Consider the following 17192-nt stretch of genomic DNA (forward strand, 5'->3'; position numbering starts at 1 on the left):
GTATATGGTAACGAGTAGTTAACCAATTTTGTTCACCTTTAGGGCAATGACAAAGAAATTGCGGAGAACTGTAGATGCGTGTGCTGCTTGTTGAAGACGACCCCACGACGTCAAAAAGCATTGAAATGATGCTGACCCATGCGAACCTGAATGTGTACACCACAGATATGGGGGAAGAGGGGATCGATCTGGCCAAGCTCTATGACTATGATCTGATCCTCCTGGATCTGGGCTTGCCTGACATGAATGGCCACGAGGTCTTGCGCCAGCTGCGTCTGGCCAAGGTCGAGACACCCATTCTGATCTTGTCAGGCTCGGATGATACCGAAAACAAAATCAAGGGCTTCGGCTTTGGCGCAGATGACTATCTGACAAAGCCGTTTCACCGCGAAGAGCTGGTGGCGCGCATCCATGCGATCATCCGTCGCTCCAAAGGACATTCTCAGTCTGTGATTAAGACTGGCCGTATCACGGTTAATCTTGATGCCAAAACAGTGGATGTGGCCAACAAGCCTGTGCATCTGACGGGCAAAGAATACCAGATGCTGGAGCTTCTCAGCCTGCGCAAAGGCACGACGCTCACAAAAGAGATGTTTCTCAACCATCTTTACGGCGGGATGGACGAGCCGGAGCTTAAAATTATTGACGTGTTTATCTGTAAGCTTCGCAAGAAGCTGGCCAACGCGACCGATGGGGCAAATTACATCGAAACAGTTTGGGGCCGTGGCTATGTGCTGCGCGATCCTCAGCCTGAGACGATGGATGAGACACCCATGGCGGTTGGCGCCTAAGTCCCGAGTTCGATTTTTCCCCAACCAACTGGCGTAGCGGTTCACATCGCTGCGCTTTTTTGCGTTTGGGGTTTTGGGATGTGCTGCGCGTTTGCATATTGCTCCCCTCTGGCAGAGCGGGCAAACTTGGGGCATGTAGGGGCAGGGCCAAAGGGTGGCCAGCAGAAGTGAGGCGCGCGTGTCAGATAAGGATATCAACGGGTTGAGCAAGGAAGAGGCGCGCGCAGAGCTTGCGCGGCTTGCAGGGCTGCTCACCAAAGCCAATGCTGACTATCACGGCGCAGATGCGCCTGAGCTGTCTGATGCCGACTATGATGCGCTCAAGCGGCGCAACGCTGATATCGAGGCGGCTTTCCCCGAGTTAAAGCGCGCCGACAGCCCCAGCGAGCAAGTGGGGGCAGCCCCGGGCGAGGGCTTTGCCAAGGTGCGCCATGCGGTGCGGATGCTTTCGCTGGGCAATGCGTTTGAAGCGGCGGATGTAGAGGATTTTACGGCGCGTGTGGCAAAGTTTCTGGGGCTGGCGGAAAGCGCTCTGAGCTTTACAGCCGAGCCCAAGATCGACGGGTTGAGCCTGTCTTTGCGCTATGAAAACGGCCAGCTTGTGCAGGCTGCCACACGCGGCGACGGGGAGACGGGTGAAAACGTCACCGCCAATGCGCGCACGATCGAGGGCTTGCCGCAGAGCTTGCAGAACGCGCCCGAGGTTTTGGAAGTGCGCGGCGAAGTCTACATGCGCCACGATGATTTTGCAGCGCTCAATGCAGCGCAGGAGGCGCGCGGCGCCAAACCCTTTGCCAACCCGCGCAATGCTGCCGCGGGCTCGTTGCGCCAGCTGGATTCGAGCATCACCCGCCAGCGCCCCTTGGCCTTTTTTGCCTATGCCTGGGGCGAGGTCTCGGCACCTCTGGCCGAAACGCAGATGGGCGCGATTGAGCGGCTGAGAGACTGGGGCTTTGAGACCAACCCGTTCACAGCGCTCTGTGCGGGGGCGGATGAGCTGATCGCCCATTATGAGCAGATCGGCACAGCGCGGCCTGATTTGCCCTATGACATCGACGGGGTGGTTTATAAGGTCAACGACCTTGCGCTTCAGGCGCGGCTTGGCTTTCGCAGCACAACCCCTCGCTGGGCAATTGCCCATAAGTTTGCCGCCGAGCTGGCGTGGACGCGGCTTGAGGCCATCGACATTCAGGTCGGGCGCACGGGCGCTCTGAGCCCCGTGGCGCGGCTTACGCCTGTGACGGTGGGGGGCGTTGTTGTTTCAAACGCGACGCTGCACAACGAAGACTATATACTGGGGCGTGACAACAAGGGCGAGGAGATCCGCGCCGGCAAAGACATTCGCATCGGCGACCTTGTGCAGGTCTACCGCGCGGGGGATGTGATCCCCAAGATCGCGGATGTAGACCTGAGCCAGCGGCCTGAGGGGGCTGCGCCCTATGTTTTCCCGCATCTGTGCCCCGAGTGTGGCTCGGAGGCGATCCGTGAGGAGGGCGACGCGGTGCGCCGCTGTACGGGCGGGCTGATTTGCCCGGCGCAGGCGGTGGAAAAGCTCAAGCATTTCGTGTCGCGCAAGGCGTTTGACATCGACGGGCTTGGCGCAAAACAGATCGAGATGTTTTACAGCGACGATCAGCTTCCGATTCGTGAGCCTGCTGATATCTTTACGCTTCAGCGCCGCGATGCGGGCCAGCTGACCAAGCTGAAAAACCGGGAAGGCTGGGGCGCGCGCTCGGCTGAGAAGCTGTTTGAGGCAATTGATGAGAAACGCAAGATCGGCTTTGCGCGGCTGTTGTTTGCGCTTGGCATTCGCCATGTGGGCGAGCAGGCGGGCAAGCTGTTTGCCAATTATTACCTGAGCTGGGATGCGTTTGTCACCGCTGTGCGCGCCGCCGAAGACGAGAGCAGCGCCGCCTGGGCCGATCTTTTGAGTATTGACGGTGTGGGCGAGGTCATGGCGCGAGCGCTGGTGACGGCCTTTGCCCAAGAGCATGAGCGCGAGAGTATTCTGCGGCTTGTGGCCGAACTTGAGGTGGAAGACGCCGAGGCTGTCACGCGTGACAGCCCCGTGGCGGGCAAGACGCTTGTCTTTACGGGCACGCTGGAAAAGATGAGCCGCGCCGAAGCCAAGGCGCGCGCCGAAAGCCTCGGTGCGAAAGTCTCGGGCAGTGTCTCGGCCAAGACCGACCTGCTCATCGCGGGGCCGGGGGCTGGCTCCAAGGCCAAGAAAGCGGCGGATCTGGGCATTGAAACCCTTGATGAAGACGGCTGGATCGCGCTGGTGGAGGGGCTATGAGCACACGGCCTGCCGCGCTTTTCCCGCTCTTTGCGGAGCTTGAAACGCTGGAAGGCGTGGGGCCGAAGACGGCCAAGCTGTTTGAGCAGCTGCATATCACCAAGCCGCGCGACCTGATTTTTACGCTGCCGTATACGGGGGTTGACCGTGCGCTGCGCCCCACCGTTCTGGGGCTCGACTTTCCGACGGTGGCGACTGTCGAGGTTGAGGTGCTCAAGCACCATGAGGCGCGCGCGCGCGGGCGGCCAACGCGGGTGCAGGTGGAAGACAGCGGGACGGCGTTTGAGCTCGTGTTTTTCCATGCGCGCGCAGACTATCTGCGCAAAATCCTGCCGGAAGGCGGGCGGCGGGTCGTGTCGGGCAAGCTTGAGATGTTTGATAACATCATCCAGATGACCCACCCTGACCATATTTTGCCTGTGGCCGAAGCGGCAGATTTGCCAAGGTTCGAGCCTGTGTATCCGCTCACGGCGGGGGTGAGCCAGAAGGTGATGTATAAGGCGACGCGCGCGGCTTTGGCGCGGTTGCCGGAGGTTGAGGAGTGGGCCGATGGCGCGCAAGTGCGCCAAGCGGGCTGGCCAACCTGGGCTGAGGCCGCGCGCGCAGCACATGTGCCGCAGGGCTTTGGCGACCTCGCGATGACCGCCCCTGCGCGCGAGCGTCTGGCCTATGACGAGTTTTTGGCCCATCAGCTCACGCTGGCGCTGGCGCGGATGACACGGCGCAAGGGCAAGGGCCGTGTGAGCGCGGGCGATGGCGGTTTGCGCGCGCGCGTTCTGGCGAGCCTGCCCTTTCAGCCGACGGGCGCGCAGACCCGTGCGATTGGCGAGATCGCCGAGGATATGGCCAAGCCCGCCCGCATGAACCGCCTGCTTCAGGGCGATGTGGGCGCAGGCAAGACGCTTGTTGCCCTCATGGCGCTTTTGGTGGCTGTAGAAGCGGGGGGGCAGGGCGTTATGATGGCCCCCACAGAGATCCTTGCGCGCCAGCATCTGGCGGGTTTGCAGCCTTTGGCTGCGGCCGCGGGCGTGCGCCTTGAGCTGCTCACGGGCCGTGACAAGGGGCGCGCGCGCGCCGAGAAGCTCGCAGCCTTGGCCAGTGGCGAGATCGGGATATTGGTGGGCACGCATGCGGTGTTTCAGAAAGATGTGCATTTTGCCGATCTGCGCCTTGCGATTGTCGATGAGCAGCACCGCTTTGGCGTGCGTCAGCGGCTGGAGCTTGGCAAAAAAGGCGTGAGCGCCGATGTGCTCGTGATGACGGCGACGCCGATTCCGCGCAGCCTTGCGCTGGCGCAATATGGTGACATGGATGTCTCGGTGCTGGATGAAAAGCCCGCAGGGCGCCAGCCGATCAAGACCGCGATGGTGAGCACACAGCGGATGGAGGAGGTTGTCGCGCACCTCAAGGGCGCGGTGGAAGAGGGCAAGCAGGCGTATTGGGTTTGCCCATTGGTGGATGAGAGCGAGAGCGTTGACCTTGCTGCAGCCGAGGAGCGCTTTAAGGCTCTGCGCGCCCAGCTGGGCGAGGGGCGCGTGGGGCTTGTGCACGGGCAGATGCCGCCCGAGGAAAAAGACGCGGCGATGGCGGCGTTTCAGCGGGGGGAGACCTCTGTTCTGGTGGCGACCACAGTGATCGAGGTGGGGGTGGATGTGCCCAATGCGACCATCATGGTGATTGAGCGGGCTGAAAGCTTCGGGCTGTCGCAGCTGCACCAGTTGCGGGGCCGCGTGGGCCGTGGCACTGGCGCCTCAACCTGCCTTTTGATGTATCGCGCGCCGCTCAGCGAGGGTGGCGAGAAGCGCCTGACAACCCTGCGCGACACGGATGATGGCTTCAAGATTGCCGAGGTCGACCTTGAGATGCGCGGCGCGGGTGACCTTATCGGGACAGCGCAGTCAGGTGTGCCGCGCTTTCGGGTGGCGGATATGGAGAGCCAGACCGCGCTGATGAAAGTGGCGCAAAGTGATGCGCGTAAATTGCTCAACGACGACCCCAAGCTTGAAACACCGCGCGGACAGGCCGCGCGTGTTCTGCTTTGGTTGATGGAACAAGATCAGGCGATCCGTTTAATATCAGTGGGTTAGGTATTTTGTTCTCAATTATGTTTCAGATGTTCTCATAAAGTTCTTTACAGGCTGTTAAGAATGTGAGAACAAAGGTGCAACAAAGAGAACACCACCTGAGCAGGAGCTTCCCATGATCAAAGATGTTAAAGACGTTATTGCACGCTCACAGTCGACTATCCTTGCGGATGCGCTTGGGGCTGTTGCTCTTCTGACGATCCTTGTGGTGGCGCTGCACCTGCCCAACCTCGTCTGACCCGAATTTCTGCCCGTATGCCTTGCCTTCCTTTTGTGCATTGTCCCAAACCTGCACTCTGAAAGACAAACCTGCCTGTTCCCAAGCAAATGAGGCCTGCCTTTCTTATTTGCCGCTGGTTTTGCAAGTATACGTACTGACCGCCGCCTCTGAAACGAGCGCGGCGGTTTTTTTATGCGCCAGCGGCGTCGAGGGCATCGAGCGTTGCGTTCAGGCAGAGCAGGATCGAGGCGTGGCGGTTCTTGAACTCGCGCGCGGGCAAGAGCACTTTCAGCGCGTCAAAGGGCGCTTGGGGCGCGGGGCCGTTTGCCTCGAGCATCGCCGCAAGCGCGTCGCGTGCGGCCTGAACATCGGCGCGGGTGCATCCGATGATGTTTGATGCGACGACGGAGGCCGCAGCCTGCCCGAGGGCGCAGGCTTTCACATCCTGCCCAAAGTCGGTGATGACACCGTTTTCCAGCGTAACATCGACGGTGAGGTTCGAGCCGCAGAGCGGCGCGCGGCGGTGGGCGGTGCCTGACGGGCTTTGCAACCGCTCAAGCCGGGGAACATCTGCCGCAAGCGCAAGGATGCGTGCGGAGTAGAGTTTCATCAGATCAGCGTCATTGCTCATGGTGTTTTCCCCAGTATCTTGGCATAGATAGCGGTGTTAAGCCGTGGTGAAAAGGACTGAAGATGCGCTTTGATGCACAGACACTTACCTATGACGAGAGAGGGTTGATCCCTGCGATTGCACAGGACGAAGCCACCGGCGAGATCCTTATGATGGCTTGGATGAACGCGGAAGCTGTTGAGAAGACACTTGAAACACGCCGCGTAACCTACTGGTCACGCTCGCGAAAGTCATTTTGGATTAAGGGCGAGACAAGCGGCCACACGCAAGAACTGGTTGATATGCGGGTTGATTGTGACCGCGATGCGCTTGTGCTTGTCATCAAACAGCTCGGGCCTGCGTGCCACACCAACCGCCGCTCGTGTTTTTATACATCGGTCGTGGATGGTGAGGAGCGCGAGTTGATGGCGCCCGAAGAAGGCTAAAGCCCGACCATGGCCCGGATGTCTGCGGGGGTTTTCCCCTCGGTACGATAAAGACGGATGGCGCGGGCATCATCGCGTTTGGCGAGGCGCTTGCCTGCCGCGTCGCGGATGAGCTTGTGGTGATGGTAGGTTGGCGTTGGCAGCCCCATCAGCTTTTGCAGCACAACGTGGATAAAGGTTGCTGTGAACAGGTCTTGGCCGCGGGGCACAAGGCTGATGTTCTGGACGGCATCATCGAGCACCACGGAGAGATGATAGGATGCGCCAAGGCCTGCACGCGCGAGAATGATGTCTCCAACTTCATCGCGTAACATATTGTGGCTTAACACTATTTCACCTGTCTCACCGGCAGGGCCAGCGCCTGTTTCGACAAAGGTAAGCGGGTCGGCCAGCGCCTTGAGCGCGCGGGCCATGTTGAGCCTGAGCACAGTGTTTGGCAGCGGTGCGGCGGGGTTTGGCACATGGCGGCACGTGCCCGGGTAGATCAGCCCATCAGGGCCAAAGGCGGGCGGCACGCCTTCTTGCGGCGCGGAGGCGGCCTCGGCGATGTCGCGGCGCGAGCATGTGCAGGGGTAGACCAGCCCAAGCGCCCAGAGCCGCGTGAGGGCTGCGCGGTAGGCTGGCATACGCTCGGACTGGCGCAGCACGGGCGCTTGCCATGTGAGGCCAAGCCAGCCCAGATCATCATAGATTTGATCTTCCCACTCAGGGCGCGCGCGGGTGCTGTCGATATCTTCGATCCGCAACAGGAACTGGCCGTTTTGCGCGCGGGCCATGTCATAGGCCAAGAGCGCCGAATAGGCGTGACCCAGATGAAGCGGGCCTGTGGGGCTGGGAGCAAAGCGCGTGATAAATTTCAAATTTACAATCACTTAAGTGGTGAAGTTAATCTTATGATCTGCGCTTCGCCCGCGAAGCCTTTAGCCGTTAAGCCAAGCCTGCCACAGCTCTTTGGCGCGGTCGGTATAGGCTTTGTAGCGGTCTTTGCGGCCACGGCGGCCAGACTTGAGGCCATCAACCGGCGGGAAGAGCCCGAAATTGACGTTCATGGGCTGAAAGGTCTTGGCCTCGGCCCCACCTGTGATGTGGGTGACAAGCGCGCCTGTCGCCGTTTCGGGGGCGGGTGCCTCGAGGGTCTGGCCAAGCATTTCGGCAGCGGCGAGGCGGCCTGCCAGCAGGCCCATGCCTGCGCTTTCGACATAGCCTTCAACGCCTGTGATCTGGCCTGCAAAGCGGATGTGGGGCATGGACTTGAGGCGCAGCTGGTTGTCCAGAAGCGTTGGCGAGTTGATGAAGCTGTTGCGGTGGATGCCGCCAAGGCGGGCAAAACTTGCCTCTTCGAGCCCCGGAATCATCGAGAACACCTCTTTTTGCGCGCCGTATTTCATCTTGGTTTGAAAGCCGACCATGTTCATGAGCGTGCCGAGGGCGTTGTCATAGCGCAGCTGCACAACAGCGTGCGCTTTCACGTCGGGAGCGTGCGGGTTGGTGAGGCCCACGGGCTTCATCGGGCCAAAGCGCAGGGTTTCGCGGCCACGTTCGGCCATGACCTCGATGGGCAGGCAGCCGTCAAAGTAGCCGGCGGTTTCGCCCTCGCGGAACTCGGTTTTTTCGGCCGCGAGAAGCGCATCGATAAAGGCGTTATACTGGGCTTCATCCATCGGGCAGTTGAGGTAGGCTTTTTGCTCTTCTTCGCTGTCGCCCTTGTCATAGCGCGATTGCATCCACGCCACGTCCATATTGACGCTGTCGGTGTAGACAATCGGCGCGATGGCATCAAAGAAGGCCAGTGCCTCGGCACCTGTCGCTTTGGCGATGGCGGTGCTGAGCGCATCAGAGGTGAGCGGGCCTGTGGCGATGATCCAGTGGCCCGAGGTGGGCAGCTCGGTGATCTCTTCATAAGAGACCTCGATCAGCGGATGGGCCTTGAGCGCGGCCGTGACGGAGGCGGCAAATGGCTCACGGTCGACCGCGAGCGCGCCCCCTGCGGGCAGGCGGTGCTTGGCGGCCATTTCCATGATGATCCCGTTTGCGGCGCGCATTTCCCAATGCAGCAGGCCCACGGCGTTTTGCTCGTTGTCATCGGAGCGGAAGGAGTTGGAACACACCATCTCGGCCAGATCGCCTGTTTGGTGCGCAAATGTGCCGACCTTCGGGCGCATTTCATGGATGGTGACGGGCACGCCCATCTGGGCGGCCTGCCATGCGGCCTCGGAGCCAGCAAGGCCCCCGCCGATGATGTGCAATCTCTCTGTCATGGCGCTGATTTAGGGCAGATGGGGCGCGATTGAAAGGGGTTAGTCGAGCAAGCTATCAACCTTCAGCCCCGAGGGCACGCTGGCAGGTGCGCCAAGCTTGCCGCCGATGCTGCTGGGGTCTGTCAGCGCGTGCAAAAAGGAGATGATATCGTTGACTTCGGCCTCGGTGAGCGGGGGGATATCAAGGGTGATGGCGGCTGCGATGCGCTCAAGCTCTTCGGTGTCAGGCATGTGCGGTGTCACCGTGCCATAGCCTGTCAGCGCGGGGACGGGGGCTTTGCTCGGATCAAAGCTCATGAGGCTTTCATGTGGGGCAAGGTGGTGGCGCACCACGGCGTGAAGCGATGCATATGCGCCTGAATGGCCGTAAGGCGCTGTCAGGGCGACATTGCGCAGGCTGGGCGTGCGGAAGCAGTATTTGTCTTTGGCGATGCCCGTAATGGCGCTGCGGCCATGGTCGGCTCCTGCGCTGCCGTGGCCTTTGCCCGGCCCGATCTGGGGGATGCCGATGGCGTGAAAGCTGTGGTCGGTCTGGAACGCGCCTGCGTGGCAGCTTGAGCAGGTGGCTTTGCCATAAAACAGAGCCATGCCGCGCTGCTGGGCGGATGTGAGCGCGGTTGTGTCCCCGCGCAAATAGGCATCAAAGGGGCTGTTGATGGCGCGGAACTCGTCAGAGAGAAATGCGCCGATGGCATTGCCGATATCGGAGATATGAAGCGGGGCTTCTGACCTGTTGAGCGCCGTAAAGCGCGCGCGATAAGCGGGCACGGCCTCAACGCGGGCGGCAAGCTTGGCCCATGCGCCGTTTGGCCCACGGATATGGCCCGCGCTGACCGCATCGGCGATGTCGTTTTCGCCCTCTGTCCCTGCCATTTCTTCGGGGCTGAGGATGGGCAAGAGCGCTTGGGCGGCCAAAAGGCTGTTGGCCTCGCGCTCAAGGGCGTTGCCCTCGGGCATCTGGATGCCGAAAGGCGCATCAGCGTTCTGCGCAACGCGGCCATCGTGAAACAGCGTTGTGAACGCGCTTGCCCCGAGGTTGAAAATGGCGGGCGCATTGCGTGGAACATGCTGGTGGGCAGGGGCTGTGCCTGTGCCGTGCCGCCGCTTGCCAAGGCCTTTTCCCCCTTCGCCCACAGAGAGCGGAACCGCATCGGCCGAGCCAAGCACGCCGTGGTGGCAGCTGGCGCAAGAGATGTTGCGATTGCCTGACAGAAGCGGATCAAAGAAGAGGTCGCGCCCCAGCAGCACTTGGTCTTCGGGGAATGTGGGGAAATCCGAGTGGGTCACCGGCGTTAATGTGTCGGCGGCCAGAGAGAGATTGGCCTGGAGGGACAAAAGGCCGACGGTGACCCACTTGAGTATCGTCGCAGTGCGGAGGCGATCCTTGGAGGGCTGAGCCGTCCGCCGCTGCGGTATGTGGCTTAATTGAACCCTAAATGTGGCAGGATTATGGCAAAAACGGTAAAAATTAGGCATTGGTCACACAAAAATCATAATGCAGCTCAGAGGCAGCGGTAAAGCCTATCTATAGCAGGTTGGTGCGGGCGGGAACCTGTGTTTTGAACGAGCCTTACCGCGTGTGTTTTTTGACCAATGTGCATCATTGGAAACCACTGCGCCGATAATCTTCATTTTGGGGCAAAAAACCGGGCGCTTGCTGTCGCCTGCCGCTTGACGCGGGCGAGGGGCTGGGAAAGGTCTGGTGCATGACAGGCAGACGCCATTCACCCATATGACAGGACCAGCCCATGAGCAAATTCGCCCTCACCGTTACGTGCCGTTCGACCCGTGGAATCGTTGCCGCGATTGCCAATTACCTGGCCGACCACGGGTGCAACATCACCGACAGCTCGCAATTTGACGACAAAGAGACGGGTAACTTCTTTATGCGGGTGAGCTTTGAGAGCGATGGCGCGGTTGATCTTGCCCAGCTGTCAGAGCTGTTCACTGCCACGGCGTCTGAGTTTGGCATGACGTTTGAGTTCCACAATGAAACCGAGAAGATGAAAGTGGTGATCATGGTGTCGCGCTTTGGGCATTGTCTGAACGACTTGCTCTACCGCTGGCGCATTGGCGCGCTGCCGATCGATATTGTCGGGGTGATTTCAAACCATATGGACTACCAGAAGGTCGTTGTGAACAATGACATCCCGTTTCACTGCATCAAGGTGACGCCCGAAAACAAGCCCGAAGCCGAAGCGCGGATTATGGCTGTGGTGGAAGAGGCGGGGGCCGATCTGATCGTGCTGGCGCGCTACATGCAGATCCTGTCAGACGAGATGTGCCAGAAGATGTCGGGGCGGATCATCAACATCCACCACTCTTTCTTGCCAAGCTTCAAGGGCGCGAACCCCTATAAGCAAGCCTTTCAACGTGGTGTGAAGCTGATTGGCGCGACCTCGCATTATGTGACGGCCGATTTGGACGAAGGCCCCATTATCGAGCAGGACATTGTGCGCGTGACCCATGCGCAATCGTCTGACGATTATGTGGCTCTGGGCCGTGATGTGGAGAGTCAGGTGCTGGCGCGTGCCATTCACGCCCACATCCACCGCCGCGTTTTTCTCAACGGCAACAAGACGGTGGTGTTTCCTGCATCGCCCGGCTCATACGCCTCAGAGCGGATGGGCTAAGGGCCTATTGCTCCCAAGTGGGGTCGCGCTTTTCCAGAAAAGCCGCGATCCCTTCTTCTGTGTCGCGAAAGAGCATGTTCTCGGCCATGGCCGCCCCTGTGTAGGCGTAGGCGTCTTCCAGCCCCATTTCGAGCTGCTTGTAAAAGCCCTCTTTGCCCACTTTCACAGCTGCGGCGAGCTTGCTGGCCACTGTTTCGGCCAGAGCGAGCGCCTCGGCCTCGGCGTTGTCTGACACGCGGTTCACAAGGCCAAGCTCTTGAGCGCGGTCTGCGTCGATAAAGCTGCCTGTTGTCAGCATCTCGAACGCTTGCTTGCGTGCAATGTTGCGCGAGAGCGCAACCATGGGGGTGGAGCAGAAGAGGCCGATATTGACACCATTGACGCCAAAGCGCGTGCCTGTCTGGGCCACGGCCATATCGCAGGTGGCAACAAGCTGGCAGCCAGCGGCTGTGGCGATGCCGTGGGGGGCTGCGATAACGGGTTGGGGCAGGGCGCGGATGGACAGCATCATTTTGGCGCAGGTGTCAAAGAGCGCGGTAAAGTAGGCTTTGCCGCCATCTTCGGCTTGGCGGCCTGCTGTCATCTGCTTCAGATCATGGCCTGCGCAGAAGGCTTTGCCCGACCCCGAGAGCACCACGGCGCGAATGCTCCGGTCGTCTTTCAGGGCGTCAAATTCGGCCTGAAGGGCGGCGAGCATTTCTTCTGAGAGCGCATTGAGCCGCTCGGGGGCGTTCATCTTCAGGTGGGCGACTGCGTTTTTGTCGTTACGTTCCAAAAGGTTCATCTTGCTCTCCTCTGCTGTCAGCGGCAGTCTAACGGGGAACAGATTAAGAGGTAAAGACATGGCGCGCGACTTGAACACATTGGCGATGGACAAAGAGGCGCTGCAAGCCTTTCTGGATGAGGTGTTTCCGCAGGTGCGGGGCGACTTTGTGGTTGATGCTGTGGCGCCGATGTCTGTGGAGATGCGCTTGCCTGTGAGCGAAAAACACCTGCGCCCGGGCGGGACTGTTTCGGGGCCGGCCATGTTTGCGCTGTGTGATGTGGCCGTCTACGCGGCTGTGCTGGCGATGATCGGCAAGCAGGCGCTGGCTGTGACCACCAACGCGAGCCTTGATTTTATGCGCAAACCCGAAGCCGGCAAAGATCTGATTGCCAAATGCGAGCTTCTCAAGCTCGGGCGTGTGCTGGCGGTGGGCGAGGTGCGGCTTTACTCTGACGGGGATGCGCGGCCTGTGGCGCGCGCGGGTATGACTTATTCGATTCCGCCGTCGTAATTTGTGGGGTATAATGATACCTATTTTGTAAGCCTATGTTTTTGAACGTTTAATTCGCCTTTTGTGCGGTTGACTGTGCGCCAAACGGGGCTATAACCCCCACATCCCGCAAGCAAAGAGCGGTTTCTCTTTGCCCAACCCGATTATTCAGGGGTTTCACATATGAAAACCTTCACTGCGACACCCGCAGATATCGATAAGAAATGGATCATCATCGACGCCGAAGGCGTCGTGCTGGGCCGTCTCGCCTCGATCATCGCGATGCGCCTTCGTGGCAAGCACAAGCCATCATTCACACCGCACATGGACATGGGTGACAACGTCATCGTGATCAATGCGGAAAAAATCCAGCTGACAGGCAAGAAGCGCGAAGAGCACTTCTACTGGCACACTGGACACCCAGGTGGGATCAAGAGCCGCACAAAGCAGCAGATCCTTGATGGTGCACACCCAGAGCGCGTTGTGACAAAAGCTGTCCAGCGTATGCTGCCAGGTGGCCCGCTGAGCCGCAAGCAAATGACCAACCTGCGTGTCTATGCTGGCACAGAGCACGGCCATGAGGCGCAAAACCCAACTGTTCTCGACGTTAAGGCGATGAACAAGAAAAACACACGGAGCTGAGCGACATGGCTGATCAAGTGAACTCACTCGAAGAGCTCGGCGCTGTTGCAAGCGACACGCCAGTAGCTGAAACTGTTGTAGAACCCCGTGAGCCTATGCGCGATGCGCTCGGCCGCGCCTATGCGACAGGCAAACGGAAAGACGCGGTTGCCCGCGTCTGGATCAAACCGGGCTCAGGCAAGGTTGTGGTCAACGGCAAAGAAATGAACAAATATTTCGCACGCCCCGTTCTGCAAATGATCCTGCGCCAGCCTTTTCAGGTTGCCGGTGTTGAAGACCAGTTCGACGTCATGGCGACAGTCAAGGGCGGCGGTCTTTCAGGCCAAGCGGGTGCTGTTAAGCACGGTGTTTCTAAAGCGCTCCAGCTTTATGACCCCACATTGCGCGCCGCGTTGAAAGCCGCTGGCTTCCTCACGCGCGACAGCCGTGTTGTTGAACGTAAGAAATTCGGTAAGCGCAAAGCCCGCCGTAGCTTCCAGTTCTCCAAGCGTTAAGCTTTACGATATTGCGAAAAAGGGGCTGCTTCTGCGGCCCCTTTTTTTATGCACTTCGTGCTCTAGGTATCTGTCTTCGCTCGTTTTTTGGCGTCTTGGTTAAGCCTTTCTTAATCTCGTTGGCTGATACGGTTTGGACCAACACGGAGAGATTAATATGATTCAAAAGATAGGATTATTGGGCGCCTTGCTGTTTTTGTGCAGCTGTAGCACGCCCGAGTATCGGGCCGAAAAGAGCGTTTGCAGCGCGACGTGGCTGAAGAAGATCCCCACGCGCTATGAACAGGAAATGTACAACCGGACGGAAACGCGACAAGTTCCGACGGGTCGTACGACGTGCCACAATTTTGGCTACACGATCAGCTGCAATCAGGTGATGCGCACCGAATATTACACGGTGCCCGCTGTTCGGACGGTTGATCGCAACAAGAGCCGCCGCGATAGCGAGATAAAAACCTGCACGCAGAACCAGTGTCTGAAGAAATACGGCACCTCAGATTGTAAAGCCTGAGCCACCGACAGACCAAAAAGGGCTCCCTGATGCGGGAGCCCTTTGACTGTGTTTCGCTCTACTTGCTGGCGAGGTCTCGCAGAACGTAGTGGAGCACGCCGCCGTGCTCGACATATTCGATCTCGATGGCGGTATCGATGCGGCACTTCAGGGTGATCTCTTTGGTGCTGCCATCCTCCATCGTAATGGTGCAGGGCACCTCTTGCAGCGGTTTGATCGTGTCGAGCCCCGAGATAGAGACGCTCTCTTTGCCGGTGAGGCCAAGGGTTTTGCGGGTGTCCCCTCGTGTGAACTCAAGCGGGATCACGCCCATGCCCACAAGGTTGGAGCGGTGGATGCGCTCGAAGTTTTCGGCGATCACGGCTTTGACACCCAGAAGCGCTGTGCCTTTGGCGGCCCAGTCACGGCTTGAGCCTGCGCCATATTGCTCGCCCCCGAAGATAACGAGCGGTGTGCCGTTGGCCTGGTGGGCCATGGCGGCGTCAAAGATCGAGGTTTGCGCGCCATCCGGGCCGAGGGTGTAGCCGCCTTCGACGCCATCGAGCATCTCGTTTTTGATGCGGATGTTGGCAAAGGTGCCGCGCATCATCACTTCGTGGTTGCCACGGCGGGAGCCGTAGGAGTTGAACTCGCGCACGGGCACCTGATGCTCCAGCAGGTATTGGCCTGCTGGCGTTGTTTCCTTGAAGCTGCCCGCTGGCGAAATGTGGTCTGTTGTGACCATGTCTCCCAGCACCGCCAGCACCTTGGCATCTGTGATGTTGGTGATTTTGCCGGGTGTTTTGGACATGTTTTGGAAGTAGGGCGGATTTTGAACATAGGTTGACTGGGGCGGCCAGTCATATGTTTCGCCTGTCGATGTCTCAACGCTTTGCCACATCTCGTCGCCTGTGAAGACGGAGGCGTATTTCTCCTGAAAGGCCTCGCGCGTCACGGTTTTTTCGACCAGTTCGGCGATCTCTTGGGTGCTGGGCCAGATGTCTTTCAGGTAGACATCACGGCCCTCAGGGGTCTGGGCGATGGGGTCGCGCGCCAGGTCGATGTCCATCGTTCCAGCCAGCGCATAGGCCACCACAAGGGGGGGCGAGGCGAGGTAGTTGGCGCGCACATCGGGGCTGATGCGGCCCTCAAAGTTGCGGTTGCCCGACAGCACCGAGGTGGCGACAAGATCACCCTCGGCGATGGCCTTGCTGATTTCGGGCTGAAGCGGGCCTGAGTTGCCGATACAGGTTGTGCAGCCATAGCCGACAAGGTTGAAGCCGATTTTGTCGAGGTCGTCTTGCAGCCCTGCGGCCTCAAGATAGTGCGAGACAACCTGAGACCCCGGGGCGAGCGAGGTTTTGACCCATGGTTTGCGGTCAAGGCCCAGCTCTGCGGCTTTGCGCGCCACAAGGCCCGCCCCGATCATCACGTAGGGGTTGGAGGTGTTGGTGCAGGAGGTGATCGAGGCGATCACAACATCGCCAGAGGCAAGCGTATAGTCTTCGCCGTCAACAGCCACTTGCTTGTCCAGCGGGCGCTTGAAGGTCTCTTCCATCTCGCGGCGGAACTCGGTTTTGGCATCGGTGAGCGCTACAAAGTCTTGCGGGCGTTTGGGGCCAGAAATGGCCGGAACAACTGTGCCCATATCAAGGTGCAGCGTGTCGGTGTAGATCGGGTCATAGTCTGGTCCGCGCCAGAAGCCGTTTTCCTTGGCGTAAGCTTCTACAAGATTGACACGGTCTTCGTTGCGGCCGGTGCTGCGCAAATAGCGCAGGGTCTCGTCATCAATCGGGAAGAAACCGCAGGTTGCGCCATATTCGGGGGCCATGTTGGCGATGGTGGCGCGGTCGGCCAGCGGCAGGCGGTCAAGGCCGTCGCCGTAGAACTCGACGAATTTGCTGACAACGCCTTTTTCGCGCAGCATTTGCACGACTTTGAGCACGAGGTCGGTTGCTGTGGTGCCTTCGACCATCTCGCCTGTGAGCTTGAAGCCGACCACTTCGGGGATGAGCATGGAAATGGGCTGACCAAGCATCGCCGCCTCAGCCTCGATCCCGCCGACACCCCAGCCGAGGACGGCGAGGCCGTTGACCATGGTGGTGTGGCTGTCTGTGCCGACGAGCGTATCAGGGTAGGCGACTTCGGCGCCGTGCTGGTCTTTGTCTGTCCAGACCGCTTGGGAAAGATACTCAAGGTTCACCTGATGGCAGATGCCTGTGCCTGGCGGCACAACGCGGAAGTTGTTGAACGCGCCTTGGCCCCATTTGAGGAACTGGTAGCGCTCCATGTTGCGCTCGTATTCGCGGTCCACATTCAGCTGGAAGGCGCGGGGATTGCCGAACTCGTCGATCATCACGGAGTGGTCGATGACCAGATCAACAGGGTTGAGCGGGTTGATCTGCTGCGCATCCCCGCCGAGCGCCACGATGCCGTCGCGCATGGCGGCAAGGTCAACCACGGCAGGCACGCCTGTAAAATCCTGCATCAAGACACGCGCGGGGCGGTAGGCGATTTCGCGAGGGTTCTGGCCGCCGTTTGTGGCCCAGTCGGCGAAAGCCTTGATATCGTCCACCGAGACGGTCTTGCCATCTTCAAAGCGCAGCATGTTCTCAAGCACCACTTTGAGCGCGGCGGGCAGGCGGGAGAAGTCTCCCAGCCCTGCGGCCTGAGCCTGCGGAATGGAGTAGTAATCAACCGATGTGCCGCCAACGGTCAGGGTTTTGCGGGTTTTGGCGCTGTCTTGTCCGACGGTGATGGGCATAAAAAGCCTCCAGTCTGAATGTAAAATCGTCACGAACACCGCGTACTGTGCCCTTTGGGCCAAAGGTGCTCCTTTCAAATGTAGCGACTAAGGTTTGAAAGTGAAGAGGCGTTGGGGTAGCAAGCGCGTGTGAGCAGGTTTTGTCTGAGCCGGGGCGTCAGAAACTGCGTAAAATCCCTTGAATGGCTGATGCTAAGTCTTGCTCTTT

16 protein-coding genes are annotated in these 17192 nt (G+C 59.5%); 10 read left to right on the plus strand and 6 right to left on the minus strand.

Features of this window, described 5'->3' with window-relative positions:
- The first annotated feature begins 74 nt into the window (after window positions 1–74).
- The 4 genes from ctrA (at window position 75) to ACTG3X_RS06945 (ending at window position 5409) form a co-directional block, all read left to right on the plus strand.
- Window positions 75–791, plus strand: a complete 717-nt coding sequence (gene ctrA, locus ACTG3X_RS06930) for a response regulator transcription factor CtrA (RefSeq protein ID WP_439110518.1) — start codon at window positions 75–77, stop codon at window positions 789–791.
- A 178-nt stretch (window positions 792–969) separates the two neighbouring features.
- Window positions 970–3087, plus strand: coding sequence for an NAD-dependent DNA ligase LigA (gene ligA, locus ACTG3X_RS06935; RefSeq protein WP_439110519.1), 2118 nt, complete (start codon window positions 970–972; stop codon window positions 3085–3087).
- Window positions 3084–5174, plus strand: coding sequence for an ATP-dependent DNA helicase RecG (gene recG, locus ACTG3X_RS06940; protein ID WP_439110520.1), 2091 nt, complete (start codon window positions 3084–3086; stop codon window positions 5172–5174). Before ligA ends, recG begins: the two co-directional genes overlap by 4 nt.
- Before the next feature lie 112 nt (window positions 5175–5286).
- Complete coding sequence (locus tag ACTG3X_RS06945; protein ID WP_439110521.1) at window positions 5287–5409, plus strand: hypothetical protein; 123 nt, start codon at window positions 5287–5289, stop codon at window positions 5407–5409.
- A gap of 172 nt (window positions 5410–5581) precedes the next feature.
- Here ACTG3X_RS06945 and ACTG3X_RS06950 read toward each other — a convergent pair whose 3' ends face one another.
- Window positions 5582–6022 (minus strand): iron-sulfur cluster assembly scaffold protein, encoded by a 441-nt coding sequence (locus tag ACTG3X_RS06950; protein WP_439110522.1) that lies wholly within the window; start codon window positions 6020–6022, stop codon window positions 5582–5584.
- A gap of 62 nt (window positions 6023–6084) precedes the next feature.
- Here ACTG3X_RS06950 and hisI point away from each other — a divergent pair, with 62 nt between their 5' ends.
- Window positions 6085–6447, plus strand: coding sequence for a phosphoribosyl-AMP cyclohydrolase (gene hisI, locus ACTG3X_RS06955; RefSeq protein WP_439110523.1), 363 nt, complete (start codon window positions 6085–6087; stop codon window positions 6445–6447).
- Here the strand turns inward: hisI and gluQRS are convergent.
- From gluQRS to ACTG3X_RS06970, 3 genes are read right to left on the minus strand one after another with little or no spacing between them, the layout of a single operon-like run.
- The gene (gene gluQRS / locus ACTG3X_RS06960) at window positions 6444–7307 is read right to left on the minus strand and encodes a tRNA glutamyl-Q(34) synthetase GluQRS (RefSeq protein ID WP_439110524.1); all 864 of its coding nucleotides are present in this window, start codon (window positions 7305–7307) and stop codon (window positions 6444–6446) included. The genes hisI and gluQRS overlap by 4 nt on opposite strands.
- A 60-nt stretch (window positions 7308–7367) precedes the next feature.
- Window positions 7368–8705, minus strand: coding sequence for a methylenetetrahydrofolate--tRNA-(uracil(54)-C(5))-methyltransferase (FADH(2)-oxidizing) TrmFO (gene trmFO / locus ACTG3X_RS06965; RefSeq protein WP_439110525.1), 1338 nt, complete (start codon window positions 8703–8705; stop codon window positions 7368–7370).
- A 39-nt stretch (window positions 8706–8744) separates the two neighbouring features.
- Complete coding sequence (locus ACTG3X_RS06970; protein ID WP_439110526.1) at window positions 8745–9992, minus strand: cytochrome-c peroxidase; 1248 nt, start codon at window positions 9990–9992, stop codon at window positions 8745–8747.
- Between the two features lie 461 nt (window positions 9993–10453).
- Between ACTG3X_RS06970 and purU the strand changes: the two genes are divergently transcribed.
- Window positions 10454–11338: a formyltetrahydrofolate deformylase gene (purU, locus tag ACTG3X_RS06975; RefSeq protein WP_439110527.1), complete on the plus strand. Its 885-nt coding sequence runs from the start codon at window positions 10454–10456 to the stop codon at window positions 11336–11338.
- Window positions 11339–11342: 4 nt separating this feature from the next.
- Here the strand turns inward: purU and ACTG3X_RS06980 are convergent, their stop codons facing one another.
- A complete protein-coding gene (locus ACTG3X_RS06980) occupies window positions 11343–12122 on the minus strand; it encodes an enoyl-CoA hydratase (RefSeq protein ID WP_439110528.1) in 780 nt (259 codons plus the stop codon).
- 58 nt (window positions 12123–12180) lie between these two features.
- Here ACTG3X_RS06980 and ACTG3X_RS06985 point away from each other — a divergent pair, with 58 nt between their 5' ends.
- The 4 genes from ACTG3X_RS06985 (at window position 12181) to ACTG3X_RS07000 (ending at window position 14241) form a co-directional block, all read left to right on the plus strand.
- A complete protein-coding gene (locus tag ACTG3X_RS06985; RefSeq protein ID WP_439110529.1) occupies window positions 12181–12615 on the plus strand; it encodes a PaaI family thioesterase in 435 nt (144 codons plus the stop codon).
- A gap of 162 nt (window positions 12616–12777) precedes the next feature.
- Complete coding sequence (rplM, locus tag ACTG3X_RS06990) at window positions 12778–13236, plus strand: 50S ribosomal protein L13 (protein WP_298676546.1); 459 nt, start codon at window positions 12778–12780, stop codon at window positions 13234–13236.
- A 5-nt stretch (window positions 13237–13241) separates the two neighbouring features.
- Window positions 13242–13730, plus strand: a complete 489-nt coding sequence (gene rpsI / locus ACTG3X_RS06995) for a 30S ribosomal protein S9 (RefSeq protein WP_439110530.1) — start codon at window positions 13242–13244, stop codon at window positions 13728–13730.
- 157 nt (window positions 13731–13887) lie between these two features.
- On the plus strand, window positions 13888–14241 hold the full coding sequence (locus ACTG3X_RS07000; RefSeq protein WP_439110531.1) for a hypothetical protein: 354 nt from the start codon (window positions 13888–13890) through the stop codon (window positions 14239–14241).
- 58 nt (window positions 14242–14299) lie between these two features.
- Here the strand turns inward: ACTG3X_RS07000 and acnA are convergent, their stop codons facing one another.
- A complete protein-coding gene (gene acnA, locus ACTG3X_RS07005; protein ID WP_439110532.1) occupies window positions 14300–16984 on the minus strand; it encodes an aconitate hydratase AcnA in 2685 nt (894 codons plus the stop codon).
- Window positions 16985–17192: the final 208 nt, after the last annotated feature.

Origin of the sequence: Lentibacter sp. (assembly GCF_965658795.1) — a bacterium.
GTDB lineage: Bacteria > Pseudomonadota > Alphaproteobacteria > Rhodobacterales > Rhodobacteraceae > Lentibacter.

Excerpts from the sequence above, each read along its gene's own strand:
- purU (WP_439110527.1), top strand. The coding sequence starts at position 10,454 with ATGAGCAAATTCGCCCTCACCGTTACGTGCCGTTCGACCCGTGGAATC.
- ACTG3X_RS06980 (WP_439110528.1), bottom strand. The coding sequence starts at position 12,122 with ATGAACCTTTTGGAACGTAACGACAAAAACGCAGTCGCCCACCTGAAG.
- ACTG3X_RS07000 (WP_439110531.1), top strand. The coding sequence starts at position 13,888 with ATGATTCAAAAGATAGGATTATTGGGCGCCTTGCTGTTTTTGTGCAGC.
- rplM (WP_298676546.1), top strand. The coding sequence starts at position 12,778 with ATGAAAACCTTCACTGCGACACCCGCAGATATCGATAAGAAATGGATC.
- ctrA (WP_439110518.1), top strand. The coding sequence starts at position 75 with ATGCGTGTGCTGCTTGTTGAAGACGACCCCACGACGTCAAAAAGCATT.
- ACTG3X_RS06950 (WP_439110522.1), bottom strand. The coding sequence starts at position 6,022 with ATGAGCAATGACGCTGATCTGATGAAACTCTACTCCGCACGCATCCTT.
- recG (WP_439110520.1), top strand. The coding sequence starts at position 3,084 with ATGAGCACACGGCCTGCCGCGCTTTTCCCGCTCTTTGCGGAGCTTGAA.
- acnA (WP_439110532.1), bottom strand. The coding sequence starts at position 16,984 with ATGCCCATCACCGTCGGACAAGACAGCGCCAAAACCCGCAAAACCCTG.
- rpsI (WP_439110530.1), top strand. The coding sequence starts at position 13,242 with ATGGCTGATCAAGTGAACTCACTCGAAGAGCTCGGCGCTGTTGCAAGC.
- ACTG3X_RS06945 (WP_439110521.1), top strand. The coding sequence starts at position 5,287 with ATGATCAAAGATGTTAAAGACGTTATTGCACGCTCACAGTCGACTATC.
- hisI (WP_439110523.1), top strand. The coding sequence starts at position 6,085 with ATGCGCTTTGATGCACAGACACTTACCTATGACGAGAGAGGGTTGATC.
- ACTG3X_RS06985 (WP_439110529.1), top strand. The coding sequence starts at position 12,181 with ATGGCGCGCGACTTGAACACATTGGCGATGGACAAAGAGGCGCTGCAA.
- trmFO (WP_439110525.1), bottom strand. The coding sequence starts at position 8,705 with ATGACAGAGAGATTGCACATCATCGGCGGGGGCCTTGCTGGCTCCGAG.